The sequence below is a fragment of the Streptomyces sp. NPDC051243 genome (assembly GCF_044455405.1).
Taxonomy (GTDB): Bacteria; Actinomycetota; Actinomycetes; order Streptomycetales; family Streptomycetaceae; genus Streptomyces.
This window is the reverse complement of record NZ_JBITES010000018.1, coordinates 214,176-240,944: the sequence shown is the minus strand read 5'-3', so window position 1 is coordinate 240,944 and position 26,769 is coordinate 214,176. Positions and strand designations below refer to the sequence as shown.

Annotated in this window: 21 protein-coding genes; 10 read left to right on the top strand and 11 right to left on the bottom strand. The window is 71.0% G+C overall.

Annotated features, from left to right (window positions below; all coding sequences use genetic code 11):
- Nucleotides 1–119: 119 nt before the first annotated feature.
- Both ACIBAG_RS37625 and ACIBAG_RS37620 read right to left on the bottom strand, forming a co-directional pair.
- Entirely contained in the window at nucleotides 120–2,420 is a 2,301-nt protein-coding gene (locus ACIBAG_RS37625) for a helix-hairpin-helix domain-containing protein (RefSeq protein WP_399111603.1), read from the bottom strand.
- The gene (locus tag ACIBAG_RS37620; protein ID WP_399111601.1) at nucleotides 2,417–3,400 is read right to left on the bottom strand and encodes an aldo/keto reductase; all 984 of its coding nucleotides are present in this window, start codon (nucleotides 3,398–3,400) and stop codon (nucleotides 2,417–2,419) included. Before ACIBAG_RS37620 ends, ACIBAG_RS37625 begins: the two co-directional genes overlap by 4 nt.
- Nucleotides 3,401–3,586: 186 nt before the next feature.
- Between ACIBAG_RS37620 and ACIBAG_RS37615 the strand changes: the two genes are divergently transcribed.
- Together ACIBAG_RS37615 and ACIBAG_RS37610 are read left to right on the top strand one after the other, a co-directional pair.
- Nucleotides 3,587–4,642: an LLM class F420-dependent oxidoreductase gene (locus ACIBAG_RS37615; protein WP_399111599.1), complete on the top strand. Its 1,056-nt coding sequence runs from the start codon at nucleotides 3,587–3,589 to the stop codon at nucleotides 4,640–4,642.
- Between the two features lie 292 nt (nucleotides 4,643–4,934).
- Nucleotides 4,935–5,723: a ferritin-like domain-containing protein gene (locus ACIBAG_RS37610; protein WP_399111598.1), complete on the top strand. Its 789-nt coding sequence runs from the start codon at nucleotides 4,935–4,937 to the stop codon at nucleotides 5,721–5,723.
- Between the two features lie 22 nt (nucleotides 5,724–5,745).
- Here ACIBAG_RS37610 and ACIBAG_RS37605 read toward each other — a convergent pair whose 3' ends face one another.
- Nucleotides 5,746–6,744 carry a magnesium and cobalt transport protein CorA gene (locus ACIBAG_RS37605; protein ID WP_399111596.1) on the bottom strand — a complete coding sequence of 333 codons (999 nt, stop codon included), beginning with the start codon at nucleotides 6,742–6,744 and terminating at the stop codon, nucleotides 5,746–5,748.
- 62 nt (nucleotides 6,745–6,806) lie between these two features.
- Here ACIBAG_RS37605 and ACIBAG_RS37600 point away from each other — a divergent pair, with 62 nt between their 5' ends.
- From ACIBAG_RS37600 to mshC, 4 genes are all read left to right on the top strand, one after another.
- Complete coding sequence (locus ACIBAG_RS37600) at nucleotides 6,807–7,493, top strand: histidine phosphatase family protein (protein WP_399111594.1); 687 nt, start codon at nucleotides 6,807–6,809, stop codon at nucleotides 7,491–7,493.
- Nucleotides 7,494–7,614: 121 nt separating this feature from the next.
- The gene (locus ACIBAG_RS37595; protein ID WP_399111592.1) at nucleotides 7,615–8,205 is read left to right on the top strand and encodes a DUF3090 domain-containing protein; all 591 of its coding nucleotides are present in this window, start codon (nucleotides 7,615–7,617) and stop codon (nucleotides 8,203–8,205) included.
- Nucleotides 8,169–8,987: an SCO1664 family protein gene (locus ACIBAG_RS37590; RefSeq protein WP_399111591.1), complete on the top strand. Its 819-nt coding sequence runs from the start codon at nucleotides 8,169–8,171 to the stop codon at nucleotides 8,985–8,987. The genes ACIBAG_RS37595 and ACIBAG_RS37590 overlap by 37 nt, the downstream gene beginning before the upstream one ends.
- A 94-nt stretch (nucleotides 8,988–9,081) precedes the next feature.
- Nucleotides 9,082–10,311: a cysteine--1-D-myo-inosityl 2-amino-2-deoxy-alpha-D-glucopyranoside ligase gene (mshC, locus tag ACIBAG_RS37585; RefSeq protein ID WP_399111589.1), complete on the top strand. Its 1,230-nt coding sequence runs from the start codon at nucleotides 9,082–9,084 to the stop codon at nucleotides 10,309–10,311.
- Between the two features lie 109 nt (nucleotides 10,312–10,420).
- Here mshC and ACIBAG_RS37580 read toward each other — a convergent pair whose 3' ends face one another.
- Together ACIBAG_RS37580 and ACIBAG_RS37575 are read right to left on the bottom strand one after the other, a co-directional pair.
- Nucleotides 10,421–10,954, bottom strand: coding sequence for a hypothetical protein (locus ACIBAG_RS37580; RefSeq protein WP_399111587.1), 534 nt, complete (start codon nucleotides 10,952–10,954; stop codon nucleotides 10,421–10,423).
- A gap of 51 nt (nucleotides 10,955–11,005) precedes the next feature.
- The gene (locus ACIBAG_RS37575) at nucleotides 11,006–12,727 is read right to left on the bottom strand and encodes a S8 family peptidase (protein WP_399111586.1); all 1,722 of its coding nucleotides are present in this window, start codon (nucleotides 12,725–12,727) and stop codon (nucleotides 11,006–11,008) included.
- A gap of 310 nt (nucleotides 12,728–13,037) precedes the next feature.
- On the opposite strand from ACIBAG_RS37575, the gene ACIBAG_RS37570 reads away from it, so the two are divergent.
- Nucleotides 13,038–14,012: an SMP-30/gluconolactonase/LRE family protein gene (locus tag ACIBAG_RS37570; RefSeq protein WP_399111585.1), complete on the top strand. Its 975-nt coding sequence runs from the start codon at nucleotides 13,038–13,040 to the stop codon at nucleotides 14,010–14,012.
- A gap of 102 nt (nucleotides 14,013–14,114) precedes the next feature.
- On the opposite strand, the gene ACIBAG_RS37565 is transcribed toward ACIBAG_RS37570, so the two are convergent.
- Together ACIBAG_RS37565 and ACIBAG_RS37560 are read right to left on the bottom strand one after the other, a co-directional pair.
- Entirely contained in the window at nucleotides 14,115–15,044 is a 930-nt protein-coding gene (locus tag ACIBAG_RS37565) for a PAC2 family protein (protein ID WP_399111584.1), read from the bottom strand.
- A gap of 158 nt (nucleotides 15,045–15,202) precedes the next feature.
- Complete coding sequence (locus tag ACIBAG_RS37560) at nucleotides 15,203–15,874, bottom strand: FadR/GntR family transcriptional regulator (RefSeq protein ID WP_399111582.1); 672 nt, start codon at nucleotides 15,872–15,874, stop codon at nucleotides 15,203–15,205.
- 184 nt (nucleotides 15,875–16,058) lie between these two features.
- On the opposite strand from ACIBAG_RS37560, the gene ACIBAG_RS37555 reads away from it, so the two are divergent.
- Nucleotides 16,059–16,391 (top strand): ArsR/SmtB family transcription factor, encoded by a 333-nt coding sequence (locus tag ACIBAG_RS37555; protein ID WP_399111580.1) that lies wholly within the window; start codon nucleotides 16,059–16,061, stop codon nucleotides 16,389–16,391.
- A gap of 69 nt (nucleotides 16,392–16,460) precedes the next feature.
- Nucleotides 16,461–17,339, top strand: coding sequence for a TIGR03620 family F420-dependent LLM class oxidoreductase (locus ACIBAG_RS37550; protein WP_399111579.1), 879 nt, complete (start codon nucleotides 16,461–16,463; stop codon nucleotides 17,337–17,339).
- Between the two features lie 306 nt (nucleotides 17,340–17,645).
- On the opposite strand, the gene ACIBAG_RS37545 is transcribed toward ACIBAG_RS37550, so the two are convergent.
- The 4 genes from ACIBAG_RS37545 to ACIBAG_RS37530 all read right to left on the bottom strand — a co-directional run bounded on the left by ACIBAG_RS37545 (nucleotide 17,646) and on the right by ACIBAG_RS37530 (nucleotide 22,915).
- On the bottom strand, nucleotides 17,646–19,262 hold the full coding sequence (locus tag ACIBAG_RS37545; protein ID WP_399111577.1) for an FAD-dependent oxidoreductase: 1,617 nt from the start codon (nucleotides 19,260–19,262) through the stop codon (nucleotides 17,646–17,648).
- A gap of 78 nt (nucleotides 19,263–19,340) precedes the next feature.
- Complete coding sequence (gene glpK, locus ACIBAG_RS37540; RefSeq protein ID WP_399111575.1) at nucleotides 19,341–20,882, bottom strand: glycerol kinase GlpK; 1,542 nt, start codon at nucleotides 20,880–20,882, stop codon at nucleotides 19,341–19,343.
- 97 nt (nucleotides 20,883–20,979) lie between these two features.
- Entirely contained in the window at nucleotides 20,980–21,774 is a 795-nt protein-coding gene (locus ACIBAG_RS37535) for an MIP/aquaporin family protein (RefSeq protein ID WP_399111573.1), read from the bottom strand.
- Between the two features lie 376 nt (nucleotides 21,775–22,150).
- Nucleotides 22,151–22,915 (bottom strand): IclR family transcriptional regulator, encoded by a 765-nt coding sequence (locus ACIBAG_RS37530; RefSeq protein WP_031487831.1) that lies wholly within the window; start codon nucleotides 22,913–22,915, stop codon nucleotides 22,151–22,153.
- 295 nt (nucleotides 22,916–23,210) lie between these two features.
- Between ACIBAG_RS37530 and metH the strand changes: the two genes are divergently transcribed.
- Nucleotides 23,211–26,729 (top strand): methionine synthase, encoded by a 3,519-nt coding sequence (gene metH / locus ACIBAG_RS37525; protein WP_399111571.1) that lies wholly within the window; start codon nucleotides 23,211–23,213, stop codon nucleotides 26,727–26,729.
- The last annotated feature ends 40 nt before the right edge of the window (nucleotides 26,730–26,769 follow it).

Sequence of the window (26,769 nt, the reverse complement as noted above, 5' to 3'; positions counted from 1 at the left end):
CCCCCCCCGCCCCGCGGGGGCCCCCCCCCCGCCGCCCCCCCCCCCCCCCCGCCGCCCCCCCCCCCCCCCCCCCCCCCCCCCCCCCCCGTCGTAGTGGGCGGGCCGGTCGCGCGGCCCGGTCAGTCCAGTGCGGACACCTGCGTTCTGAGCAGGGCGGGGAGGCGGGTGGTGCGGGGCTTCGCCGGGACCTCGGCGACGGCGCGGGGCAGGGCCTGCTCCACGCCGTGGACCACGGAGAGGTGTCGGTCGGCCCGGCTGAAGGCCGTGTAGACCCAGGGGCGGCTCAGGGCCTGGGCGGCGTCCCCCGGCAGCACCACGACCACCGCCGGCCACCGGGTGCCCACCGCCTGGTGTGCGGTCAGGGCCCAGCCGTGGCGTACGGACTGCTCCACGCGTTCCTTCGGTACGACCACGGGCTCGCCCGCGCAGGACAGGTGCAGTCCCTCGGCATCGGCCTTCACCACCTGGCCCGGCACCGTACGGCCCGGGGCGGGGGAGTAGGCGACGCGGTCACCGGGATCGAAGCCGCCGAAGCGGCCCGGGCCGGGGTTGAGCCGTTCCTTGAGCGCGGCGTTGAGCGCGCGCGTGCCGGCCGCGCCGCCGTGGCCCGGCGTGATCACCTGGGTCTCCTCCGCCGGGACGCCGATCGCGCGCGGCACCGAGTCCGCGACGAGCTGCACGGTGCGGTGCACGGCCTCGCCGGCCTCCCGCACGGGCACGATCACGAGCTCCTTGCCGGGGGCCTCGACCTGGTTCAGCTCGCCGATGCCGATACCGGACACCAGCTCGCCCAGCGGCCCGGGATCCGGCCGCCGTGAGGCGATCTGCGGGCAGATCCGTGCCGCCAGCAGATCGGCGAACACCCGCCCGGGACCCGCCGACCACAGCACCGCCGGATCCCCGGCCAGTACCAGCCGGGCCCCGTCCGGCAGCGACTCCGTGAGCAGCGCCGCCGTCTCCACGCCCAGCTGCGGCGCGTCGAGCACGACGAGCAGATCGAGATCGAGCGCCCCCTCCGCGTCCCGCCCGGGCCCCTCGGCACCGGACAGCAGACCGTCCACGGTGACGACGCCGGGCACGTCGGATGGGGCGGCGTCGGGGGCCCCGCCGGGCCGGCCGCCGCCGCTCAGCAGCGCCGAGAAGCGCTCTCGGCCCGGGGCGCTGTGGGTGGCCGCCCAGGCGCGCAGGCCCAGAGCCCGCGCCGTGTGCAGCAGGGCCGCCGGTTCGGCGAGGGAGGCCTCGCAGCCGGTGTGGAGGACCAGGCCGTGAGCCGAGACCGCTCGGATCAGGTCGGCGGCGGAACCCGCCGCGGTCGCCGCCCGCTCCCACTCCTCCGCCGAACCGTCCTGCTTCGGCGCCGAGTTGATCAGGCGGGCAAGTCCGTCGGCGAGGCTCTCCTCCGCGAGGGCGTACCGCTCCAGTCCGACGAGGACGCGGACGGGCCGCTCCTCGTCCTCCGGCTCCTCGTCGTCCCGCCGTGCCGGGGCGCCCGGCTCGTCCAGGGCGTCCTGGAAGGCCAGGGCCTCACCCTCGGCCAGGGTGTTCTGCACCGCCGAATCGGCGTCCGGCACGCCCCGCTGGGCCAGCGCGGCGGTGAGCGTCGGCATCTCCAGGGCCGTGTGCCCTGCCAGGGCCGCCTGTTCCAGGAGCCAGACGGTGACCGCCCGCCCGCGCCGCTCGTCGTCCGGTCCGCACTCCGCGCCCAGCAGGGCCCGCGCGAACCCGTCGGCCTGCTCCGGCCGTACGCCGCCGACTCGCAGCAACTGCCAGGGGTCCGCCCGCAGCTGGTCCCCCGCGCGCTCGCCGAGCGCGACTGCGGCCTGCGCGGCGAGTGTCTCCGGTGCGCCGCCCTGGGCCAGTACGCGCCGTACGGACTCGACGGTCTCCGGTGCGGGGGCGGCGGGTGCGTCGGCCGTCACCGTGGGCCGCGGTGGCCGTACCGGCTCCGGGGCGGGACGGCGCGGTGGCTCCGGCTCGCTGAAGACGGTGGCCGCCGGCTTCGAGCCGCTCTCCACGGCCCGTACGGCCGCAAGCAGGTCGGCGGCCTTCCCGCTGAGCTTGGCCCCGCTCGCGATGGGCCCGTTCTTCTCGGCCCTGCGCCGCGCGATCCGCTCCCGCTCGACCCGCTGAGCGGCCAGCTCGGCCTCGGCCTCGGACAACTGCGCCGAGGCGTCACCGGCGTCCCCGTCCCGGCCGGCCGGGCTGTCCCCACCCGTGCCGCTCGACTGCTCGGCCGCGGCTTCGTCCCCGCTGCCCTCGGCGCCCCCGCCCATCCGGCTCTCATCGTCGCCGGCTTCGTGACCCCCGGACGCGGTTTCGCCCTCGGCGTCGGCGATACCGCCCACCGCCCCGCCCTGTGTCGCGGCGCCCGGCGTCCCCGGCTCAGTCTGCTCCGTGGTCTCGGGCGGCTCCGTGGTCACAGCGTGCTCCAGTCGTGATCGGGATAGCGGTGCACGGGCGCTGACACGTCGTCGAGCGCCCGGCAGATCTCGTCAGGAAGACTAAGGGCCTCCACTGACAACGCCGCCGTGAGCTGCTGTGCGTTGCGCGCGCCTATGACCGGTGCGGTCACGCCGGGCCGGTCGCGGACCCAGGCGAGGGCGACCTGGAGCGGGGTCACGGCCAGCCCGTCCGCCGCCGTCTGCACGGCGTCCACGATGCGGCTCGCCGTGTCGTCGAGGTACGGGGCGACGAAGGGCGCGAGGTGTTCCGAGGCGCCGCGTGAGTCCGGGGGAGTAGCGCCCCGGTACTTGCCCGTCAGCACGCCCCGGCCGAGCGGCGAGGAGGGCAGCAGACCGATGCCCAGGTCCAGCGCCGCCGGCAGCACCTCCCGCTCGACGCCCCGCTGCAGCAGCGAGTACTCCAGCTGGGTGCTCGCCAGCCGGGTGCGTATGCCGGGCGCCGCGAGCTGCCACGTCGCCGCCTTGGCGAGCTGCCAGCCGCAGAAGTTGGAGACGCCGGCATAGCGGGCGCGTCCGCTGCTCACCGCGAGGTCGAGGGCCTGGAGGGTCTCCTCCAGCGGTGTGTACGGATCGTAGGCGTGCACGTGCCAGACGTCGACGTACTCCGTGCCGAGCCGGGCCAGCGAGGCGTCCAGCGCGGAGAGCAGATGGCCGCGTGAGCCGTCGAAGCGGCGGTCCGGGTCGGGTACGCTGCCCGCCTTCGTCGAGATGACCAGGTCCCGGCGCGGGACCAGCCCTTCCATGAGCCGGCCGAGCAGATACTCTGCCTCCCCGTCGCCGTACACGTCGGCCGTGTCGACGAGGGTGCCGCCCGCCTCCCAGAACGTCTTCAGGAGGTCCGCGGCGTCGTGCTCGTCGGTGTCCCTGCCCCAGGTGAGGGTGCCGAGCCCGATCCGGGACACGCGCAGGCCGGTGCGGCCGAGATGCCTCTGCTCCATGAACGCCGAGATTACTGGCCAGAACCTGCCATGTGGGGGCCTGTGGATGAGCAGTTTTCACGACGGTTACCGCGCCCTCCGAGCACCGCCCGGGCGACGCCCGCCACATCGCCCTCCCCGCCGGCGGCCCCCCACGCTAAGGTCGGGCCCACAAGGGACGTTACTGATCGGTAAGGGGAATCCGCCATGCAGCTCGGGATCAACCTCGGCTACTGGGGTGCCGGAATGGACGCGGACAATCTCGCCGTCGCGCAGGAGGCCGACCGGCTGGGATACGCCGTGTGCTGGGCCGCCGAGGCGTACGGCTCGGACGCGGCCACCGTGCTCTCCTGGGTCGCCGCCCAGACCGAGCGCATCGACGTCGGCTCCGCCATCTTCCAGATCCCGGCCCGCCAGCCGGCGATGACCGCGATGACGGCCGCGACCCTCGACTCGCTCTCCGGCGGCCGCTTCCGGCTCGGCCTCGGAGTCTCCGGCCCCCAGGTCTCCGAGGGCTGGTACGGCGTCAAGTTCGACAAGCCCCTGGCACGCACGCGTGAGTACGTCGAGATCGTCAGGAAGGCGATGACGCGTGAGCGCCTGACGTACGAGGGGCAGCACTGGACGCTGCCGCTGCCCGGCGGCCCCGGCAAGCCCATCAAGCTGACCGTGCACCCGGAGCGCGAGCACATCCCGCTGTACATCGCCGCCATCGGCCCGAAGAACCTCGAGCAGACCGGTGAGATCGCGGACGGCGCCCTGGTCATCTTCCCGTCCGCCGAGCACCTCGAGGAGACCACGATCCGGCACCTGCGTGCCGGGCGCGAGAAGGCCGGCAAGACCCTCGACGGGTTCGACGTCTGCCCGACGCTGCCGCTCGCCGTCGGCGAGGACAAGGACGTGGCCACGCTCGCCGACACCTTCCGTCCCTACACCGCGCTGTACGTCGGCGGCATGGGCAGCGCCAAGCAGAACTTCTACAACCAGCTCGCCCAGCGCATGGGCTTCGAGGCCGCGGCCGCCGAGGTCCAGGAGAAGTACCTGTCCGGCGACAAGCAGGGCGCCGCGGCGGCCATCCCGCACGAGCTGATCGACCAGACGACACTGCTCGGCTCCGTGGACCGCATCGCCGATCGGATGAAGGAGTACGCGGCGGCCGGGGTCACCACCCTCAGCCTCGCTCCCGCGGGCTTCACGCTCGACGAGCGGATCGCCTCGCTCCGCGCCGGCACCGAGGCCCTGGAGCGCGCCGGACTGGCGTGACACCGGGGGCGTACGAGGGCGTACCAGCGGAAATTTCCGCGGCCGTGGTGGGGGCTCGGGGGTCTTCCCCGCCACGGCCGTCACGCAGAACAACGCGCGCGTGCCCACACGGTTACGCCCCCGTCGTGACCCCGATGGTCATTCTTTTGGCGGAGTTGTCCGTCATTACTGTTGCGGCACCTCTCTCAGCCCATTTGACTCGTTCTTTGCGGAATACCGCGGAGTCCTGCTGAGCCCGGCTGAGTCCCACTGAGTCCTGCGGAGTCCTGCGTCTGCAGAGAGGTGCCCCACGATGCTTTCGGCCAAGAGTCTGTTCCAGGAGATCCTCGACAACGACGAGTCCTTCCGCCTGTTCTGCTCGATCGCCGCCAGCGGCGAGTCCCAGGGCGGCTGGGAGAACGCCCGCATCGCCGCGCTCGTCCCGGAGAGCGAACGCCCCCTCGCGCCCAAGATCACCCGGCACGGCGCGGACGAGGACAAGCACGGCCGGATCTTCAACGCCCTGCTGAAGAAGCGCGGCCTCGAACCCGTCCCCGTCCCGCCCGAGACGGACTACACGATGCTGCTGGAGAAGCACGGCATCGGCCTCGCGCACGAGAAGCTAAAGAGCGACGAACAGCTCACCGTCCAGGACATCGTCACCTACCTGTCGCACAGCCGGGTCACCGAACAGCGCGCCTCCGAGCAGATGGACCTGCTGCGCAAGCACTTCGCCGACCACCCCGACCTCGGCCGCGCCGTCAAGATGATCTCGAACGACGAGGACAACCACCTCGCCTACTGCCACGAGGAACTCCTGCGCTTCGCCGCCCGGGGGCACGGCCGGGCCATCCAGCGCACCCTGCGCGAGTGCGCGCTCGCCGAGATCCGGATCTACCGGGACGTCAGCCTCGCGGTCATGGAGCACATGGGCCGCATCCTCGGCTGGCCCCGGCCGAAGGCGGCGGTGCTCGCCGCGGGCATCCACGCCGTGTACGCCTGGGAGCGGCTCGCGGGCTGGCGGCGCATGGTGTCCCTGAAGATGCCGGAACGCCGCGACGCCCTCGGCGGACCCGCCACCTCGGCACCCGAGTTCGCCTGACGCCGTAACCACGCAACCGTCCCTACAACCAGCCCCGGCTCTTGAACAGCCGGTACAGCAGCACCTCGACGGCGGCCATGCCCGCGATCAGCAGCGGATACGACCAGGCCCAGCGCAGCTCCGGCATGTGCTCGAAGTTCATGCCGTAGACCCCCGCGACCATCGTCGGGATCGCGGCCATGGCCGCCCACGCGGAGATCTTCCGCACGTCGTCGTTCTGCCGGACGCTCATCTGCGCGAGATGCGCCGCGAGGATGTCGGAGACCAGCCGGTCCAGACCCTCCACCGCCTCGTTCACGCGCGTGAGGTGGTCGTTCACATCGCGGAAGAAGGGCTGTGCCTTCTCGTGCACGAAGGGCACCCGCACCTCGAACAGCCCCGAGCCCGCGAGCCGGGCCAGCGGCTGGGCCAGCGGACCGGTTGCCCTCCTGAACTCCAGGATCTGCCGCTTGAAGGCGTAGATCCGCGACGCCGTGTCCCGGGAGCTGCCGCCGGCCGGCGAGAACACGTCCGCCTCCAGTTCCTCCAGGTCGGTGCCCAACTCGTCGGCCACGTCGACGTAGTGGTCGACCACGGCGTCGGCGATCGTGTACAGCACCGCCGTGGGGCCGTGCCGGAGCATCTCGGGCTCGTGCTCCAGACGGCGTCGTACGGCGCTCAGCGGAGCCTCCTCGCCGTGCCGGACGGTCACCACGAACGAGTCGCCGATGAAGACCATGACCTCGCCGGAGGAGACGATGTCGCTCCTCGGCTCGTACCCGACCGGCTTGAGGACCATGAACAGCGAGTCGTCGTACACCTCCAGCTTGGGCCGCTGGTGTGCCTTCAGGGCGTCCTCCACGGCCAGCGGGTGCAGCCCGAACTCCTCGGTGACCTTGTCGAACTCCTTCTCCGTGGGCTCGTACAGGCCGATCCAGACGAACGCGTCGTCCCGCAGACGGCACAGGTCCAGGGCGTCGGAGAAGTCCTCCGGCCCTTCCGTCCGGCGCCCGTCGCGGTAGATGCCGCAATCGACGATCACGGAGCGTATTCTCCCGCCGCCCGCCCGAGGACGCATCCCCTGGTACGCCTACGCTGGGCCGCATGCCCACGCTGATCCTGGTCCGGCACGGACGTTCCACCGCCAACACCGAGGGACTGCTCGCCGGGTGGACGCCCGGTGTCGCCCTCGACGAGCGCGGGGCCGCGCAGGCCGCCGCACTGCCCGGCCGGCTCGCCGAGCTGCCGATCTCCGAGGTCGTCACGAGCCCCCTGCAGCGCTGCCAGGAGACCGTCCGCCCGCTGCTCGACGCCCGGCCCGGACTCACCGGGCACACCGACGAACGGATCGGTGAGTGCCACTACGGAGACTGGTCCGGCCGCAAGCTCGCCGAGCTCAAGGACGAACCCCTGATGGAGGTCGTCCAGGCCCACCCGTCGGCGGCCGCGTTCCCGGGCGGCGAGTCGATGCGGGCGATGCAGACCCGGGCCGCCGAGGCCGTACGCGAGTGGAACGCGCGCGTGGAGCGCGATCACGGCGCCGACGCCGTGTATCTGATGTGCTCGCACGGCGACGTCATCAAGTCCCTCGTCGCGGACGCACTCGGTCTTCATCTCGACCTCTTCCAGAGGATTTCCGTCGAACCGTGTTCCATCACCGCGATCCGTTACACACGCCTGAGGCCGTTCCTCGTACGCCTCGGGGACACCGGTGATTTCGCGTCACTCGCCCCGCGCGAGGAACCGCCGGCCGGCGATGCGACGGTCGGGGGCGGCGCGGGCGCACCGTGATCGTCCGGCGCAGTAGGGTGAAGCAGCGGTCGAAGCAGCGCCGTGCTCAGGATTTCGTCGAATCCATGATGTCGCCGAATCCACGATGTCGCCGTACCCACGATTCCAATGGAGACAGGACGTGTCCCGTCAGGTGTTCCTCTACGACCCCCCGGACCGCTTCGTGGCCGGTACGGTCGGACTGCCCGGACGCCGTACGTTCTTCCTCCAGGCCACCGCAGGCTCCCGGGTGACCAGCGTGGCCCTGGAGAAGACCCAGGTCGCCGCCCTCGCCGAGCGCATGGACGAGCTGCTCGACGAGGTCGTCCGGCGCAGTGGCGGCAGTGCCGCCGTCCCCGCCGTGGCGCCCACCGAGATCTCCGACACCGCCCCGCTGGACACCCCCATCGAGGAGGAGTTCCGCGTCGGCACCATGGCGCTCGCCTGGGACGGTGAGGAGCAGCGCATGATCGTCGAGGCGCAGGCCCTCGTGGAGCTCGACGCGGACTCCGAGGAGGACCTCGCCGAGGCCGAGGAACGCCTGCTCCAGGACGAGGAGAACGGGCCCCCGATGCTGCGGGTCCGGCTTACCGGCGCCCAGGCGAGGGCCTTCGCCAAGCGCGCACTGGACGTCGTCAACGCCGGGCGGCCGCCGTGTCCGCTGTGCAGCCTCCCGCTCGACCCGGAAGGACATGTATGTCCGCGCCAGAACGGATACCGCCGCGGAGCGTGACCTCGGTGGAACTGCTCGCCGAGGGCGAGCTGACCGTGCGCGGCCGCATCCGCGAGGCGTCCAACGCGGCGCTCTTCTGCACGGTCGCGCACGAGGGGCAGGAGGCGTCCTGCGTGTACAAGCCGGTCGCCGGTGAGCGGCCGCTGTGGGACTTTCCCGACGGCACCCTCGCGCAGCGCGAGGTCGCCGCGTACGAGGTCTCCGAGGCGACCGGCTGGGGGCTCGTACCGCCGACCGTGCTGCGCGACGGGCCGTACGGCGAGGGCATGGTCCAGCTGTGGATCGAGGCGGCGCCCGAGGCCGAGCTGCTCGCGCTGGTGGACGGTGAGGAGCCCGGCCCCGGCTGGAAGGCGATCGGGCTCGCCGAGGTCGGCGAGGGGAGGGCCGCCCTGCTCGTGCACGCCGACGACGAGCGGCTGCGGCGGCTCGCGGTCCTGGACGCCGTGATCAACAACGCCGACCGCAAGGGCGGGCACCTGCTGCCCACCGAGACCGGCCGGCTGTACGGCATCGACCACGGCGTCACCTTCAACGTCGACAACAAGCTCCGGACGCTGCTGTGGGGCTGGTCGGGGGAGCCGCTGACGGTGGAGGCCGTCGAGGTGCTCGGCACTCTGCGGGAGGGGCTGAAGGAGGGCGGTGAGCTCGCCGTACGCCTGGCCGGGCTGATCACCGCAGCGGAGGTGGCGGCCACGCGCGCGCGTGTCGAGGCGCTGCTGGCGGCCGGGAGGCATCCGGAGCCGAGCGGGGAGTGGCCGGCCATTCCGTGGCCTCCCGTCTAGGAGCACAATGGCCGGTATCGCGCAAGAACGCCTTACCGGCCATCCGCACCGGTCCGGTTCGTGTACGGAACATCCGTCCGGTTACGCTCATGACATGTATGCCTGGCCCGCTTCTGAGGTCCCCGCCCTGCCTGGTCAGGGCCGCGGCCTGAGGATCCACGACACCGCGACCGGGGGCCTGGTCACCCTCGACCCCGGTCCCGTCGCCCGCATCTACGTCTGCGGCATCACGCCGTACGACGCGACCCACATGGGGCACGCGGCGACCTACAACGCGTTCGACCTGGTTCAGCGCGTGTGGCTCGACACCAAGCGGCAGGTTCACTACGTCCAGAACGTTACCGACATCGACGATCCGCTCCTGGAGCGCGCCGAGCGGGACAACATCGACTGGGCAGCCCTCGCCGAGAAGGAGACGGTGCTCTTCCGCGAGGACATGACCGCCCTGCGCATGCTGCCCCCGCAGCACTACATCGGCGCGGTGGAGGCGATACCCGGGATCGTGCCGCTCGTCGAGCGCCTCCGGGACGCCGGCGCCGCCTACGAACTGGACGGCGACGTCTACTTCTCCGTCGAGTCCGACCCGAACTTCGGCAAGGTGTCGAACCTCGACGCCGCCGCCATGCGGCTGCTGTCCGCCGAGCGCGGCGGCGACCCCGAGCGGCCCGGCAAGAAGAACCCGCTCGACCCGATGCTCTGGATGGCCGCACGGCCCGGAGAGCCCAGCTGGGACGGCGGTTCCCTCGGGCGCGGCAGGCCCGGCTGGCACATCGAGTGCGTCGCCATCGCCCTCGACCACCTCGGCATGGGCTTCGATGTCCAGGGCGGCGGCTCCGACCTGGCCTTCCCGCACCACGAGATGGGCGCCTCGCACGCCCAGGTGCTGACCGGCGAGTTCCCCATGGCCAAGGCCTACGTGCACGCCGGGATGGTCGCCCTGCACGGCGAGAAGATGTCCAAGTCCAAGGGGAACCTGGTCTTCGTCTCGCAACTGCGGCGCGACGGCGTCGACCCCGTCGCCATCCGGCTCGCCCTGCTCGCCCACCACTACCGGGCCGACTGGGAGTGGACCGACCAGGTGCTCGAGGACGCCGTCGCCCGCCTCGGCCGCTGGCGGGCCGCGGTGTCCCGGCCCGACGGGCCGCCGGCCGAGGCGCTCGTCGAGGAGATCCGCGACGCCCTGGCGAACGACCTGGACGCCCCGGCCGCGCTCGCCGCCGTCGACCGCTGGGTCGCCGTACAGGAGGCGACGGGCGGTACGGACACGGGTGCCCCCGGTGTCGTGTCGCGGGCCGTGGACGCGCTGCTGGGCGTGGCTCTCTAGGCGCTGCACGGCCGTATGCAGGAGAGGGGCGCTTCCTCCCCGCGGGTGGAAGCGCCCCTGTGGTTCATGTGCCCGTTGTGCTCATGTGCCTGTCGTGCTCATGTGCCCGTCAGAGCTTGCGGATCTGGATGCTCCGCAGCACCAGCGGCTGACTGGTGTCCCACACGCCGATGACCTGGTGGCCGAACGCGAAGGCCTCCTGGACCTGGTCGTGGGTCTGCGGGTTGGGGTTGTTGAAGACCCGGAACACGTTGTTGATGCGCAGGAAGATCTGCGACGGCTGCCCCGGCAGCGGCTGCACGATGTCGATGTAGCCGTTCGCGACCCCGGCCTGCGGGGCGGCCTGCGGAGCTTGCTGGACGGCGGCCTGCGTGAGCTGCTGCACCAGCTGCAGCACCTGCTGCTCGGCCTGCTGTTGCTGCTGGTCGCCCTGGACCTGCTGGCCGTAGCCCTGCTGCTGGCCGTAGCCCTGCTGCTGCCCGAGCTGCTGCAGCAGCTGCTGGAACGGCTGCTGCTGGCCGAGCTGCTGGAGCTGCTCCAGCGAGCCGCCCATGCCGTACGACTGCTGCTGATAGGGCGACGTGCTCGGGAACTGCTGTCCTTGCGGTTGTCCCATGTAGCTCATCTGCGGGGTGGTGCTCATGCGGGTGTCACCTTCCCTTGATGCGATGGGTTGTTGATGTGCCGGGCTTCGTCAGCCGGTGATGACCAGACCGACGATCTCGTCGTCCGAGAACCACACTCGGACATCGGGCCGTCCCCCCGCGAAGGCGGCATGGACCGCCTGGCGGATCTCGGGGGACGGATGATTGAGGTTCCGCCAGTCGCCGGCCACGAACAGCCGGAGCCTCGGCGGAAGTTCACGCGGATACGGCAGCAACTCGTCCCAGTACCGCTCGGCCTTGCCCGAGCCGACCGCCTGCGGCACGAGATAGGTGACCGCCGCCTTGATGTCGGGCCGGTTGCCGATCCGCTGGGAGGCGGGCCGGCCCGGCGCGTCCTGCTGCGGGGAACCCGTCGCCCGCAGCACCGCACGCGCACGCTCGGGGGACATCGGCTGCTGTCCGGCTGCCTTGAGCATCCCCTGCAGCGCGGCCAGCGCGCCGACCACCACCGGGGAGGCGGACGACGTCCCCGAGAACGTGTCGGTGTACCAGGCGATCTCCTCGGGCCCGCCCTGCAGATCGCCGGGCCGGTCCCAGAAGCCGCCGGTCGTCGTCACCTCGCGGCCCCAGCCCTGCGCGTCCACCCGGGCGCCGTAGTTGGAGAACGCGAGCCGCGAGCGGTCCGGGCCGTGGTCGCGGCCGTGTGTGCCGGGCGGCGGGGCGCCCGCGCCGACCAGGACGGCACCGGAGGACGGGTTGGACGGGTTGAACGGGTTGCGCCACGACTCGGGGAAGTCGTCCGGGCGGCGCTCGTATACCGCGTCGTCGAGCGACTCGGCGCCGTTGCCGGCGGCCGCCACCACGATGACGCCCTTGGCGGTGGCGTAGCGGACGGCGGCCAGGTCGTCCGGCCACCACTCGAGGGCGACATAGCCGCGCTGGTCGTCACGCTCGGCGTACTCGAACCGGGGGCCCGGGCGGTGCAGTTCGATCAGCACGATGTCGCCGGGGCTCAGCCGGTCGGCCGCCGCGTGGATCGCGGCCGCCGTGCCGATGTCCTGGAAGGACGCGGCCGCGGTCACCGCCTCCGGCACGATGCCGGTGACACCGTACTCGTTGCGGTCGCCGCCGATCACCCCGATCACGGCGGTGCCGTGGTTGCGCCAGGCCAGGTCCGCCATCGGGGTGCCGACGACAACACCGGCCAGCTTGCCGGCCAGGTCCTCGTGGCCCAGCTGCCAGGAGCCCTCCACGTCGATCACGGTCACGCCCTGACCGGCGCCACCGGGCCGCTGCCAGGCCCAGTGGGCGTCGACGCCCTCGGGCGCCGGCCGCAGATAGCCCTGCCGACCGCTGTAGTCGGGCGTGACCGGCGCGCCCTCCTTCAGCCGCCCGTCCTCCCCGACCTGCCCGATCGAGGCAGGCACCGCGCCCGGCTTCACATACGCCGTGTCGATCCCCGGCAGCGCGGCGATCCGCGCCCGCAGCTCGTCGGCGCGGCGCTCACCGCCACGCACCCGGTAGAACAGCGCCAGGTCGGGCACGTCGTCGGTGCCGGCCGCCTGCTGGAGCCGCTCCTCGCTGCCGAACAGCGGCTCCAGCGTGAGTTGTTCGTCGCTGAGGAACATGTTGAGGGCCGAGACGTCGGCGCCCGCCACCGACCTCACGCCCTCGGCCTGGGCACGCAGCCGGGCCTCGGGACGGGCGACGACGATCAGTTCCCGCTCGGCTCCTCGATAGGTGAATCCCGCTCCGTCAGGCCCCGGCCCGGACGCTCCCGGGCCCTGCGCCGGCTGTGCCTGGTCGGTCATCGTGTGCCGCTCCCTTCGGTCCTGCGGGTACCAAGTGCGGGTGGTGCGGCGCGCCTTCGCAGGACAACCAAGCACGCCCGGCGCGGTCCGTCCAGACTTATTTCGCCAACTCGGTTTGAATCAAGTTGAATTGGGCACCGTGTGCAATCCGGCCTGAATGAGATGTCACGCCATAATCGGGCCAGATGCTGTCCGGTCGCTGTCGAGTGGCTGTCTCCTGCTGCAGAGGCGGCCGGCGTGTGGTGGGGTGGACGAGTCAGTTGACCGTTGGACCAGCCGTCGGCCGGTCCTGTCCGCGGAAGGACGCACCGTGGCCCCCGAACACCGCTCCTTCGCACCTCGTCTCACCCGCCGCAGACTCCTCGCGGCCGGTGCCGCCACCGCCGGTGCCGTACTCGCCGGGTCCGCCGGCACCTCCGCCGCCGCGGCCGGGAAGACCCTGCCCGACGTGATCCGCCTCCCGAACGGCTTCCGCCCGGAGGGCATCACCATCGGCGGCGGACCGTGCGCCTACCTCGGCTCGCTCGGCGACGGCTCGATCTACCGCGCCGACCTGCGCACGGGCGAGGGCTCGGTCATCTCGGCCGGCCCGGGCACGCCCTCGGTCGGCCTCAAACTCGATCACCGGGGACGCCTGTTCGTCGCCGGACGCGGCCAAGGCGCCCGCGTCGTGGACGCCCGCACGGGCGAGATCCTCGCCTCGTACGTCCTCACCACGGCGACCCCGACCTTCGCCAACGACGTGTTCCTGACCCCGCGCACGGCCTGGTTCACCGACTCCTACCAGCCCGTGCTGTACGCCCTGCCGCTCGGCCGGCACGGCGAACTGCCGGACGCGCGGGACGTCGTACGTGTCCCCCTGAGCGGGGACTGGAGCCAGGTCGCCGGCGAGGTCGTCAACGCCAACGGCATCACCCGCACCCCCGACGGCTCGGCCCTCCTCGTCGTGCAGTCCGGCGTCGGCGGCCTGCACCGCGTGAACCCGCGGACCGGCGTCACCCAGCGGGTCGACCTCGGCGACGCGGCTCCGCTCACCAACGGCGACGGCCTGCTGCTGAGCGGGCGGACGCTGTACGTCGTGCAGAACCGGCAGAACGCGATCGACGTGTTCAAGCTCGCCGCCGACGGCCGCAGCGGCGTCTTCCAGCGCCGCATCACCGACCCGCTCTTCGACGTGCCGACGACGGTGGCCGCCTACCGGGGCCGGCTCTACCTGCCCAACGCGCGCTTCACGACGACACCGACGCCGCAGACGACGTACGACGTGATCTCCGTGGCCATGTGACGCGCATGTGGCCCATGTGCCGAAGGTGACTTGGTACAACGGCAGAGGGCGGCGCACCTCACAGGTGCACCGCCCTCTGCCTGGCTCCCGCTCCCGGGCGCCTCAGTCCTCCGACGAGTCCTCGTCCTCGTCCTTGGCGCCGGGCTTCGGCGGCATCGGCGGGCGCGTACGGTCCTCGGCCGACGGACCGCCACCGTCCCGCCTGCGCAGATACCGCTCGAATTCGCGGGCGATCGCCTCGCCCGACGCCTCCGGCAGCTCCGCGGTGTCCCGGGCCTCCTCCAGCGTCTGCACGTACTCCGCGACCTCGCTGTCCTCGGCGGCCAGCTGATCGACGCCGACCTGCCAGGCGCGCGCGTCCTCGGGCAGTTCGCCCAGCGGGATGCGCACCTCGATCAGGTCTTCCAGCCGGTTGAGCAGGGCCAGCGTCGCCTTCGGGTTGGGCGGCTGCGAGACGTAGTGCGGTACGGCGGCCCAGAGGCTGACCGCCGGCACGCCCGCGTGCGTGCACGCCTCCTGAAGGACGCCGACGATGCCCGTCGGCCCCTCGTACTTGGTCTCCTCGAGATCCATCCTGCGGGCCAGATCCGCGTCGGACGTGGTCCCGCTGATCGGAACCGGACGCGTGTGCGGGGTGTCGCCGAGCAGGGCGCCCAGGATGACCACCAGTTCCACGCCCAGTTCGTGCGCGAAGCCGAGCAGCTCGTTGCAGAACGAGCGCCACCGCATGGACGGCTCGATACCTCGGACGAGTACGAGATCACGCGGCTTCTCGCCGCCGACCCGGACGACCGACAACCTTGTCGTCGGCCAAGTGATCTTTCTTACTCCGTCGTCCATCCACACCGTGGGGCGGTTCACCTGGAAGTCGTAGTAGTCCTCGGCGTCCAGCGCCGCGAACACCTCGCCCTTCCACTCCCTGTCCAGATGCGCGACCGCGGTGGAGGCGGCGTCGCCGGCATCGTTCCAGCCCTCGAACGCGGCCACCATGACCGGGTCGATCAGCTCGGGAACCCCCTCGAGCTCGATCACCCAGTGCCTCCTTCCGACGTGCCCTCGCCTGACGAACCAACCTTACGGCGTGCGGCGGGGGCGCCCGCAGCCCCCTGCACGGGGGAGTGAACGGATCACTGCCCCGTTCGCCACCCCGGAACACCCTGCTAGAGATCCGATGTCCAACCTGCGGTGACTCACAGCGTCGACCGCAGCCACTGCTCCACGCTCGCGATGTGCACGGTCGCCCACGACCGCGCCGCCTCCGCGTCCCGGTCCCGCAGCGCCGCCAGGATCGCCCGGTGCTCGTGCAGGGTCCGGCTGACCGCGTCCTCCTGGGTCAGCCCCCGCCAGATGCGCGCCCGCGTCGTCGGCCCCGACAGACCGTCCAGGAGCGAGCACAGGACGGAGTTCCCGGAGCTCTGCACGATGCCCCGGTGGAACTCCAGGTCGCAGGCGACGAGTTCCTCCACCGACGGGTCGGTGCCGAGCTTGTCCAACTGCTTCGCCAGCGCGTCCAGCTGCTGCTCGCTGATCCGGGTGGCGGCCATCGCCGTGGCGGCCGGCTCCAGGATGCGGCGGACGGCGAGGAACTCCAGCACCGTGTCGTCGCGATGGAAGTCGACGACGAAGCTCAGCGCCTCCAGCAGCAGCTGCGGATCGAGGCTCGTGACGTAGGTGCCGTCTCCCTGCCGGACGTCCAGGATCCGGATCAGCGAAAGGGCCCGTACGGCCTCCCGCAGGGAGTTCCGGGACAGCCCCAGCTCGGCGGCCAGCTCGCTCTCCTTGGGAAGCCGGTCGCCGGGGCGCAGCGCGCCGGAGACGATCATGCCTTTGATCTTCTCGATCGCCTCGTCGGTGACTGCCATGGCGCGCCTCCCTGTCGTTCGGATGCCGTGCGGGACGTCGGGTGAAATGTCCTGAAGGACCCGATCCAAGACGTCCGATGTATCAGCCACATTATGGGGCCTGCGCACAGGAGCGCCTCCAGGTCGGCGATCAGCGGTTGCGCTGAAGGTCCTCGATCTCGGCACCGCCCTATACTCCGGACCCATGGCCGACGCTGCGATCTCACCGGATGCGGACCTGGTCGGCGCCCTGAAGGCGCTGGCCAACCCCGTGCGGTTGCAGCTGCTGGTGTGGCTGCGCGAGCCGGAGCGGCACTTCTCGCAGTATGAGGCGATCGCGGATCCCGCCGAGGTGGGCGTGTGTGTGAGCCACATCCAGGCCAAGGCCGGGCTGGCGCAGTCGACGGTGTCGGCGTACATGGCGGAGCTGCAGCGGGCGGGGCTGGTGCGGGCGACGCGGGTGGGCAAGTGGACCCACTACAAGCGGGACGAGGAGCGCGTCTCGGAGCTGGTGGCCCAACTCGGGCGGACTCTCTAGGCGTTGGGTGTGTCGTACGGGGCCGCCGCCCGTTGCACTTCATATCGAGAATCTGCGATATTTCGATGCATGAGGAATCTGGGCACCTTCGGCATCTACACCTTCGACTTCGAGCACCAGCCGGCCGCGCGGGTGCGCGACTCGGTACAGGAACTGGAGCATCTCGGCTGGCGGGCCGTGTGGTTCCCCGAGGTGGGTGGGCGTGAGGCCCTCACCCAGGCCGGCTATCTGCTCTCCTGCACGGAACGGCTGCACGTGGTCAACGGCATCGCGCAGATCTGGTCCCGTGAGGCGGGCGCGACGCAGGCCGCGAGCGCCCTGCTGGCCGACGCCTACCCGGGACGGCATGTCCTGGGCCTGGGGTTCGGCGGTGCGCGGCGGCCGGGCGTCAAACCCCTCGCCGCCATGGCCGGATACCTCGACGAGTTGGACACGCACGCGAAGGAATCGTCCTACCCGGCACCCCGGACCCCCGTCCGCCGCGTCCTCGCCGCCTACGGCCCCAAGATGGTCGCCCTGGCCAGGGACCGCTCCGCCGGCGCCCACACCTACCACGTCAACACGGCCCACACCGCCCAGGCCCGGGAGATCCTCGGTCCCGACGCGTTCCTCGGCGTCGAACACGCGGTGCTCTTCGAGCCGGACCCCGGCAAGGCCCGCGCGACGGCACGCGAGCATCTGCACCCGTACCTCAACACCCCTTACAACCTCGCCAAGTTCCGCCGCCTGGGCTACACCGACGGCGAGATCGCGCACGGCGGCAGCGACCGTCTCGTGGACGACCTCGTGTTCTGGGGCGACGTGGACACCGTGGCGGACAAACTCCGCGCCCATGTCCGGGCGGGCGCCGACCACGTCGCCGTACAGGTCATCGGCACCGAAACGGGCGGTTCCGCGATGCCGCACTGGCGGCGGCTGGCGGAGGCGCTGCTGCCGCAACAGGCCTGACCACCGGCGTATTTCAGGGGGCGGCGCGCCGCCCCGCGCGCGACCGGGCACCACGCGGCGGCGGGCGACAGCGGTGTGCGTCGGGCGACAACGGTGTGCGTCCCGCGCACCGAGATCGCGCATGCGAAAGGGGCGGCTCCGTCGGCGTGGAGCCGCCCCTTCCGGTGGTGGCCGGCCCCGGTGCGGAGGGGGCCGCCCTCGTGCGGTCCGGCCCGGTCAGGGGAGTGGCCGGACCCCGCGCCGTGGGAGGCTCATCCGGCGAAAACCTCCCTCGGCGCGTGCGAGGTCACTTCTTGTTCTGCGCGGTCACTTCTTGTCGAGCAGGTCCTGCACCTTCGCCCGGACGTCGTCCGTCGCCAGACCCCGGATCGTCAGCGTCGTCCGGCGGCGCAGCACGTCGTCCTGCGTCTCGGCCCACTCGTTGTCGCGGGCGTAGACGACCTGCGCCCAGATCTCCGGGGCGTCCGGGTGGACACGCTCGCCGAGCTCGGGGTTCTCGTTGGCGAGGCGGGCGATGTCGAAGGCCAGGGAGCCGTAGTGGGTCGCCAGGTGCTTCGCCGTGTCGGCCGCCATGCGCGGACCCGGCGCGGGGCGGTCGGTCAGCAGACGGTGGGCGACCGCGCGCGGGTTGGCGATGCCCGGCAGCGGCAGCTTCTTCGGCAGCGAGGCGATCGGCTCGAAGTCGTCGCCCAGCGGGGCGCCCGGCAGCGCCTCCAGCTTCTTCATGATGGTGCGGCCGATGTGGCGGAAGGTGGTCCACTTGCCGCCCGCGACGGACAGCATGCCTCCCTTGCCCTCGGTCACGACGGTCTCGCGCTTGGCCTTCGCCGTGTCACCGGGGCCGCCCGGCAGCACCCGCAGGCCCGCGAAGGCGTAGGTGATCAGATCCCGGTCGAGCTGCTGGTCCCGGATGGAGAACGCGGCCTCGTCCAGGATCTGGGCTATGTCCTTGTCGTTGACCGCGACATCGGCCGGGTCGCCCTCGAACTCCTCGTCCGTGGTGCCAAGGAGCAGCATGTCCTCCCACGGCAGGGCGAACGTGATGCGGTACTTGTCGATCGGGGTCGCGAGCGCCGCCTTCCACGGCGAGGTCCGCTTCAGGACCAGGTGCGCGCCCTTCGACAGCCGGATCGACGGCGCGGCGTTCGGGTCCTCCATCTTGCGCAGGTGGTCGACCCACGGACCGGTCGCGTTCAGCACGAGACGGGCGTTCACCCCGAACTCGTCACCGGACAGACGGTCCTTGAGGTCGGCGCCGGTCACCCGGCCCTTGGTGAAGCGCAGGCCGGTGACCTCGGCGTGGTTGAGCACGACCGCGCCCGCCTCGACGGCCGCGCGGACCGTCATCAGCGCCATGCGCGCGTCGTTCATCTGGTCGTCGCCGTACACGGCCACGGCCTTGAGGTTCTCGGTGCGCAGCTCGGGCACGTCCTGCGCCGCCTTGGCGGGGGACAGGAGGTGACCGACACCGTCACCGAACGCGGACAGTGCGGAGTAGGCGAAGACGCCCGCTCCGAGCTTCGCGGCGCCGTGCGGCCCGCCCTTGTACACGGGGAGGTAGAACGTGAGCGGGTTCGCCAGGTGGGGGGCCACCTGGCGGGAGACCGCACGGCGCTCGAAGTGGTTCTCCGCCACCAGCTTCACCGCGCCGGTCTGCAGATAGCGCAGACCGCCGTGGAGCAGCTTGGAGGAGGCGGAGGAGGTGGCGCCGGCGAAGTCGCCGGCGTCGACCAGAGCCACCCTGAGGCCGGACTGCGCGGCGTGCCAGGCGGTGGAGATGCCCAGGATGCCGCCGCCGATCACGAGAAGGTCGTACGACGCCTTGGAGAGCTGCTCCCGGGTCTCGGCGCGGCTCGGGTTGGAGCCGGAGGCCGGGCGCGTACCGAGGGCAGGCACGGACTGCAGGGTGGACTGACTGGTCATGTCGGGTTGTTACTCCTCATCAGAGCTCGCGTCGGAGCTGGCAGAGCCGTCGGGGACGTCTGCGTCGTGGACGTCTCGTCAGCTCTCGTCGTCCTCGAGCCAGCCCATGGTCCGGTCGACGGCCTTGAGCCAGCTCTTGTACTCACGGTCGCGGGTCTCCGCGTCCATGCGGGGGGTCCACTCGGCGGCCCGGCGCCAGTTGGCACGCAGGTCGTCGGTGCTGTTCCAGAAGCCGACGGCGAGACCGGCGGCGTAGGCGGCGCCGAGGCAGGTCGTCTCGGCGACCATCGGACGGACCACGGGGGCGTCCAGGACGTCGGAGAGCGTCTGCATCAGCAGGTTGTTCGCGGTCATGCCGCCGTCGACCTTGAGGGTGGACAGCTCGACACCGGAGTCCTTCGTCATGGCGTCGGCGATCTCCCGCGTCTGCCAGGCCGTGGCCTCCAGGACGGCACGCGCGAGGTGCGCCTTGGTGACGTACCGGGTCAGGCCGGCGATCACACCGCGGGCGTCGGAGCGCCAGTGCGGGGCGAACAGGCCGGAGAAGGCCGGCACGAAGTAGGCGCCGCCGTTGTCCTCGACCGACAGCGCGAGCGTCTCGATCTCGGCCGCGGTGGAGATCAGGCCCATCTGGTCGCGCATCCACTGCACCAGGGAGCCGGTGACGGCGATCGAGCCCTCCAGGGCGTAGACCGTGTCCTGGTCGCCGATCTTGTAGCCGACGGTGGTCAGCAGGCCGGCGTACGAGTTGATGATCTTGTCACCGGTGTTCATCACCATGAAGGTGCCGGTGCCGTACGTCGACTTGGTCTCGCCCTCGGCGAAGCAGGTCTGGCCGAACAGGGCCGCCTGCTGGTCACCGAGCGCGGAGGCGACCGGGATGCCGCCGAGCAGGTCGCCCAGCTTGCCGCCGGTGATCTCGCCGTAGACCTCGGCGGAGGAGCGGATCTCGGGCAGGATCTGCAGCGGCACGCCGATCGACTCGGCGATCTTCTCGTCCCACTCCATGGTGTGCAGGTTCATCAGCATGGTGCGGGAGGCGTTGGTGACGTCGGTGACGTGCTTGCCGCCGTCGACACCGCCGGTCAGGTTCCAGATGACCCAGGTGTCCATGGTGCCGAAGAGGATGTCGCCGGCCTCGGCGCGCTCCTTGAGGCCCTCGACGTTGTCCAGCAGCCAGCGGGCCTTGGGACCGGCGAAGTAGGAGGCGAGGGGAAGGCCGGTCTCACGGCGGAAGCGGTCCTGGCCGACGTTGCGGCCGAGCTCCTTGCAGAGCGCGTCGGTGCGGGTGTCCTGCCAGACGATGGCGTTGTGGACGGGCTCACCGGTGTTCTTGTCCCACAGCACGGTGGTCTCGCGCTGGTTGGTGATGCCGATGGCCTTGATGTCGTCGCGGGTGATGCCGGCCTTGGCGATGGCTCCGGCGACGACCTCCTGGACGTTGGTCCAGATCTCGGTGGCGTTGTGCTCGACCCAGCCCGGCTTCGGGAAGATCTGCTCGTGCTCCTTCTGGTCGACGGAGACGATGCGTCCGTCGCGGTCGAAGACGATGCAGCGGGAGGAGGTCGTGCCCTGGTCGATGGCTGCGATGAAGGGGCCGGCGGTGTGCGCGTCGGTCACTGTGTGCTCCTGGAAGTTCCGTGGTTATGGGGCTTTACGTACGGCGCGTGCTGAGAGTTTCGGTGCTTCTCACTCGAACGGGTGAAGCTCGGTTCTCCTAGGCAAAAGCGACGTTGTAGATGCCTGCAGCGATCGCCGCGCCGATCAGCGGACCGACGACCGGGATCCAGGCGTAGCCCCAGTCGGAGCCGCCCTTGTTGGGCAGGGGCAGAAGGGCGTGCACGATCCGCGGACCGAGGTCACGGGCCGGGTTGATCGCGTAGCCGGTCGGGCCGCCGAGGGACAGACCGATCGAGACGACGACGAGCGCGACGATCAGCGCGCCGATCGGCCCGAGGCCGTCGCCGTTGTTGTTGAGGCCCTGCGTGAGGATGGCGAGCACCAGCACGACGGTGCCGATGATCTCCGTGAGCAGGTTCTGCACCACGTTCCGGATCTCCGGACCGGTGGAGAAGATGCCCAGGACCGGGCCGGCGCCCGTCTCCTGAGCCTCGACGGCCTTGGCCTCGGTGGCCTGCGCGCCCGGACCGCCGACGATCTCCTTGTCGGTGAGGTGGGCGTGGAACTGGCCGTAGTAGGCGACCCAGACCAGAGCCGCACCGATCATGGCGCCGAGGAGCTGTCCGGCGAGGTACGCCGGAACGTTGCTCCAGTCGTTGTCCTTGATCGCGAGGGCGACGGTCACGGCCGGGTTCAGGTGGGCGCCGGACAGCGGCGCCGAGGTGTAGACCGCCGTGAGCACTGCGAAGCCCCACCCGAAGGTGATGGCGAGCCAGCCGGCGTTGCGGGCCTTGGAGGCCTTCAGCGTGACGGCCGCGCAGACGCCGCCGCCGAGCAGGATGAGTATGGCGGTACCGATGGTCTCGCCGATGAAGATGTCGGAGCTGGACACCCGCGACTCCTTTGTCCTTCGTCCAGGGAAGCCGAACCCCGGGTCCCTCCGGTGGTTCGCGTGCCCTCGGGGGTGAGAGCGATGCCGGCCCTTGGCGTTGCCACACTCTAGCGCGTATTGCCGGTAGGTGTTCGACAATGCCGACCGATGGACGGGAGTCTTGCCCCGGCGTCAGGCGCCCGTCAAGGGTCCTGTTATCGAATGCTCGATCGTTATGGGTTGTGTTGATTTATCGACTCTGAAGAGGTCGCTGCATACTGCCGCGTAGGAAACACGCTGTGTGTCGAGCAGGTGATTTGTCCTGACCTATCAGGACATGGCGACGTCCGGAACGTCCTACGACGTCCCGGCTATCGCTTTATCCCTGTACGGCTCCTCAGAAGCGCCCGGCGCCCAGATCCCGCGACACCGCGCGGGCACAGTCACGTACCGCCGCGATCAGCTCGGGACGCAGCTCGCCGTCCCGGCACAGCCGCTCCACCGCGCCGGTGATGCCGACCGCGCCGACCGGCATACGGCGCCGGTCGTGAATGGGAGCGGCGACCGAGGAGACGCCCTCCCAGGTCTCCTCCACGTCCGCGGCGTAGCCACGCGCGCGCGTCATGTCGAGGATGTGCTCGAAGCCGTCCAGCTCGCACACCGTACGGTCCGTGAACGCCTTGCGGTCGGCCTCGATCGCCTCGCTGTGCGCGACCGGGTCGTACGCCGACAGGACCTTGCCCAGGGCCGTGGAGTGCAGCGGCTGCATGGCCCCTATCTCCAGCACCTGCCGGCTGTCGTCGGGGCGGAAGACGTGGTGGACGATCAATACGCCCTGCTGGTGCAGAACCCCTAGATACACACTCTCCCCGCTGGAACGGGCCAGGTCGTCAGTCCACACCAGGGCTCGCGCCCGCAGCTCGTGCACGTCCAGATAGGTCGTGCCCAGGCGCAGCAGCTCCGCGCCCAGCTGGTAGCGCCCGGAGGCGTCGTCCTGCTCGACGAAGCCCTCCTGCTGGAGGGTGCGCAGAATGCCGTGGGCGGTGCCCTTGGCGAGGCCCAGCGACGAGGCGATGTCCGACAGGCCGAGGCGTCGCTCGCCGCCCGCGAGGAGCCGCAGCATCGCGGCCGCCCGTTCGAGCGACTGGATGTTCCGTGCCATCGCCGTACTGCCTCCGTCCCCTTCGACCGTCGACCCGCGACGTCGCTGCCGCCGTTCGGCAATGTCGAACACTACCGGTCGATGCCGACCTCTCGCTAATGGTCGGTCCGTATCCGTCCGCTTGTGTTGCGTCACTCGTATACGGCAGTCGACCCCCCGGTCATCCTCGTCCCGCCCCGTGGACGCCCTGACCATCCGGCGGCGGACCCGGCTACGCTGGCGACGTGCGCCCACGGTGGAAGGTTCCACCACCGGGCGCAAAGCCGACAGCCGTCGCACTCCAGGGAGCCCTTTCATGGCCTCGTTGCCAACGACCCCTTCAGCCGACAGCCGGACCCGCGTGTCCGCCCTCCGCGAGGCGCTCGCCACCCGTGTGGTGGTCGCCGACGGAGCGATGGGCACCATGCTCCAGGCCCAGGACCCCACCCTCGAGGACTTCCAGAACCTCGAAGGGTGCAACGAGATCCTGAACCTGACCCGGCCGGACATCGTCCGGTCGGTCCATGAGGCGTACTTCGACGCGGGCGTGGACTGCGTCGAGACGAACACGTTCGGCGCGAACTACGCGGCCATGGCCGAGTACGACATTCCCGAGCGTGTCTTCGAGCTGTCCGAGGCGGGCGCCCGCATCGCCCGCGAGACCGCCGACGGCTACGCCGCCCGTGACGGACGCCCGCGCTGGGTCCTGGGCTCCATCGGCCCCGGCACCAAGCTGCCCACGCTCGGCCACATCGGCTACACCACGATCCGCGACGCCTTCCAGCAGAACGCCGAGGGCCTGATCGCGGGCGGCGCGGACGCGCTGATCGTGGAGACCACCCAGGACCTGCTCCAGACCAAGGCCGCCGTCATCGGCGCCCAGCGCGCCCGGGAGATCTCCGGCCTCGACCTGCCGATCATCGTCTCCGTCACCGTCGAGACGACCGGCACCATGCTGCTCGGCTCCGAGATCGGCGCGGCACTCACCGCGCTCGAGCCGCTCGGCATCGACATGATCGGCATGAACTGCGCCACCGGTCCCGCGGAGATGAGCGAGCACCTGCGCTACCTCTCCCGGCACTCGCGCATCCCCCTGTCGTGCATGCCGAACGCGGGCCTGCCCGTCCTCGGCAAGGACGGCGCCACCTACCCGCTCACCGCGTCGGAGCTGGCCGACGCCCACGAGACCTTCGTACGCGACTACGGCCTGTCCCTGGTCGGCGGCTGCTGCGGCACCACACCCGAGCACCTGCGCCAGCTGGTCGAGCGTGTCCGCGACCTCGCCCCGACCGAGCGCGACCCGCGCCCCGAGCCCGGCGCCGCCTCCCTCTACCAGACCGTCCCGTTCCGCCAGGACACCTCCTATCTCGCCATCGGCGAGCGCACCAACGCCAACGGCTCGAAGAAGTTCCGCGAGGCCATGCTGGAAGCCCGCTGGGACGACTGCGTGGAGATGGCCCGCGAGCAGATCCGCGAGGGCGCGCACATGCTCGACCTGTGCGTGGACTACGTCGGCCGCGACGGCGTCGCCGACATGGAGGAACTGGCCGGCCGTTTCGCCACCGCCTCCACCCTGCCGATCGTGCTGGACTCCACCGAGGTCGACGTCATCCAGGCCGGCCTGGAGAAGCTCGGCGGCCGCGCGGTCATCAACTCCGTCAACTACGAGGACGGCGACGGCCCCGAGTCCCGATTCGCCAAGGTCACCAAGCTCGCCCAGGAGCACGGCGCCGCGCTGATCGCGCTGACCATCGACGAGGAGGGCCAGGCCCGCACCCCGGAGAAGAAGGTCGAGATCGCCGAACGGCTCATCGAGGACCTCACCGGCAACTGGGGCATCCACGAGTCGGACATCCTCATCGACACCCTGACCTTCACCATCTGCACCGGTCAGGAAGAGTCCCGGAAGGACGGCATCGCCACCATCGAGGCGATCCGCGAACTCAAGCGCCGCCACCCGGACGTCCAGACCACCCTCGGCCTGTCGAACATCTCCTTCGGCCTGAACCCGGCCGCGCGCATCCTGCTGAACTCCGTCTTCCTCGACGAATGCGTCAAGGCCGGCCTGGACTCGGCGATCGTGCACGCCTCGAAGATCCTGCCGATCGCCCGGTTCAGCGAGGAGGAGGTGCGGACCGCCCTCGACCTGATCTACGACCGTCGCGCCGAGGGCTACGACCCGCTGCAGAAGCTGATGGCCCTGTTCGAGGGCGCCACCGCCAAGTCGCTGAAGGCGGGCAAGGCCGAGGAACTGGCCGCCCTGCCGCTGGAGGAGCGCCTCAAGCGCCGCATCATCGACGGCGAGCGCAACGGCCTGGAGACCGACCTCGACGAGGCTCTGCAGACCACGCCCGCGCTGGACATCGTCAACAACACCCTCCTGGACGGCATGAAGGTCGTCGGCGAACTCTTCGGCTCCGGCCAGATGCAGCTGCCGTTCGTCCTGCAGTCCGCCGAGGTGATGAAGGCCGCCGTCGCCTATCTCGAACCGCACATGGAGAAGTCCGACGCCGACGGCAAGGGCACCATCGTGCTGGCCACCGTGCGCGGCGACGTGCACGACATCGGCAAGAACCTCGTGGACATCATCCTGTCCAACAACGGCTACAACGTGGTCAACCTGGGCATCAAGCAGCCCGTCTCCGCGATCCTGGAGGCCGCCGAGGAGCACCGGGCCGACGTCATCGGCATGTCCGGGCTGCTGGTCAAGTCCACGGTGATCATGAAGGAGAACCTGGAGGAGCTCAACTCCCGCGGCCTGGCGGCGAACTACCCCGTCATCCTCGGCGGCGCCGCCCTCACACGCGCGTATGTCGAGCAGGACCTGTACGAGCTCTACGAGGGCGAAGTCCGCTACGCCCGCGACGCGTTCGAGGGCCTGCGCCTGATGGACGCCCTGATCGGCGTCAAGCGGGGCGTGCCCGGCGCGCAGCTGCCCGAGCTCAAGCAGCGCCGCGTCAGGACCGCGGCCACCGCCGCGGTACTCGAGGAGCGGCCCGAGGAAGGCCACGTCCGCTCCGACGTCGCCACCGACAACCCGGTCCCCGAACCGCCGTTCTGGGGCACCCGCGTCATCAAGGGCATCCAGCTCAAGGAGTACGCCTCCTGGCTCGACGAGGGCGCCCTCTTCAAGGGCCAGTGGGGCCTGAAGGAGACGCGGACCGGCGACGGCCCGTCGTACGAGGAACTCGTCGAGACCGAGGGCCGGCCGCGGCTGCGCGGACTGCTCGACCGGCTCCAGACGGAGAACCTCCTGGAAGCGGCCGTGGTCTACGGCTACTTCCCGTGCGTCTCCAAGGACGACGACCTGATCCTGCTGGACGAGCACGGCAACGAACGCACCCGCTTCACCTTCCCGCGCCAGCGCCGCGGCCGCCGGCTGTGCCTCGCGGACTTCTTCCGCCCGCAGGAGTCGGGCGAGACGGACGTCGTGGGCCTCCAGGTCGTCACCGTCGGCTCCCGGATCGGGGAGGAGACGGCCCGGCTGTTCGAGTCGAACTCCTACCGCGACTACCTCGAACTGCACGGCCTGTCCGTGCAGCTGGCCGAGGCGCTCGCCGAGTACTGGCACGCGCGCGTGCGTTCCGAGCTCGGCTTCGCCGGTGAGGACCCGGCCGACATCGAGGACATGTTCGCGCTGAAGTACCGCGGTGCCCGCTTCTCCCTCGGCTACGGCGCCTGCCCGAACCTGGAGGACAGGTCCAAGATCGCCGACCTGCTCCAGCCGGAGCGCATCGGCGTCCACCTGTCCGAGGAGTTCCAGCTGCACCCCGAGCAGTCCACCGACGCGATCGTCATCCACCACCCGGAGGCGAAGTACTTCAACGCCCGCTGACGAGCCGCCCGGGAGGCGTATCGGCGCACGTCGGAACGCC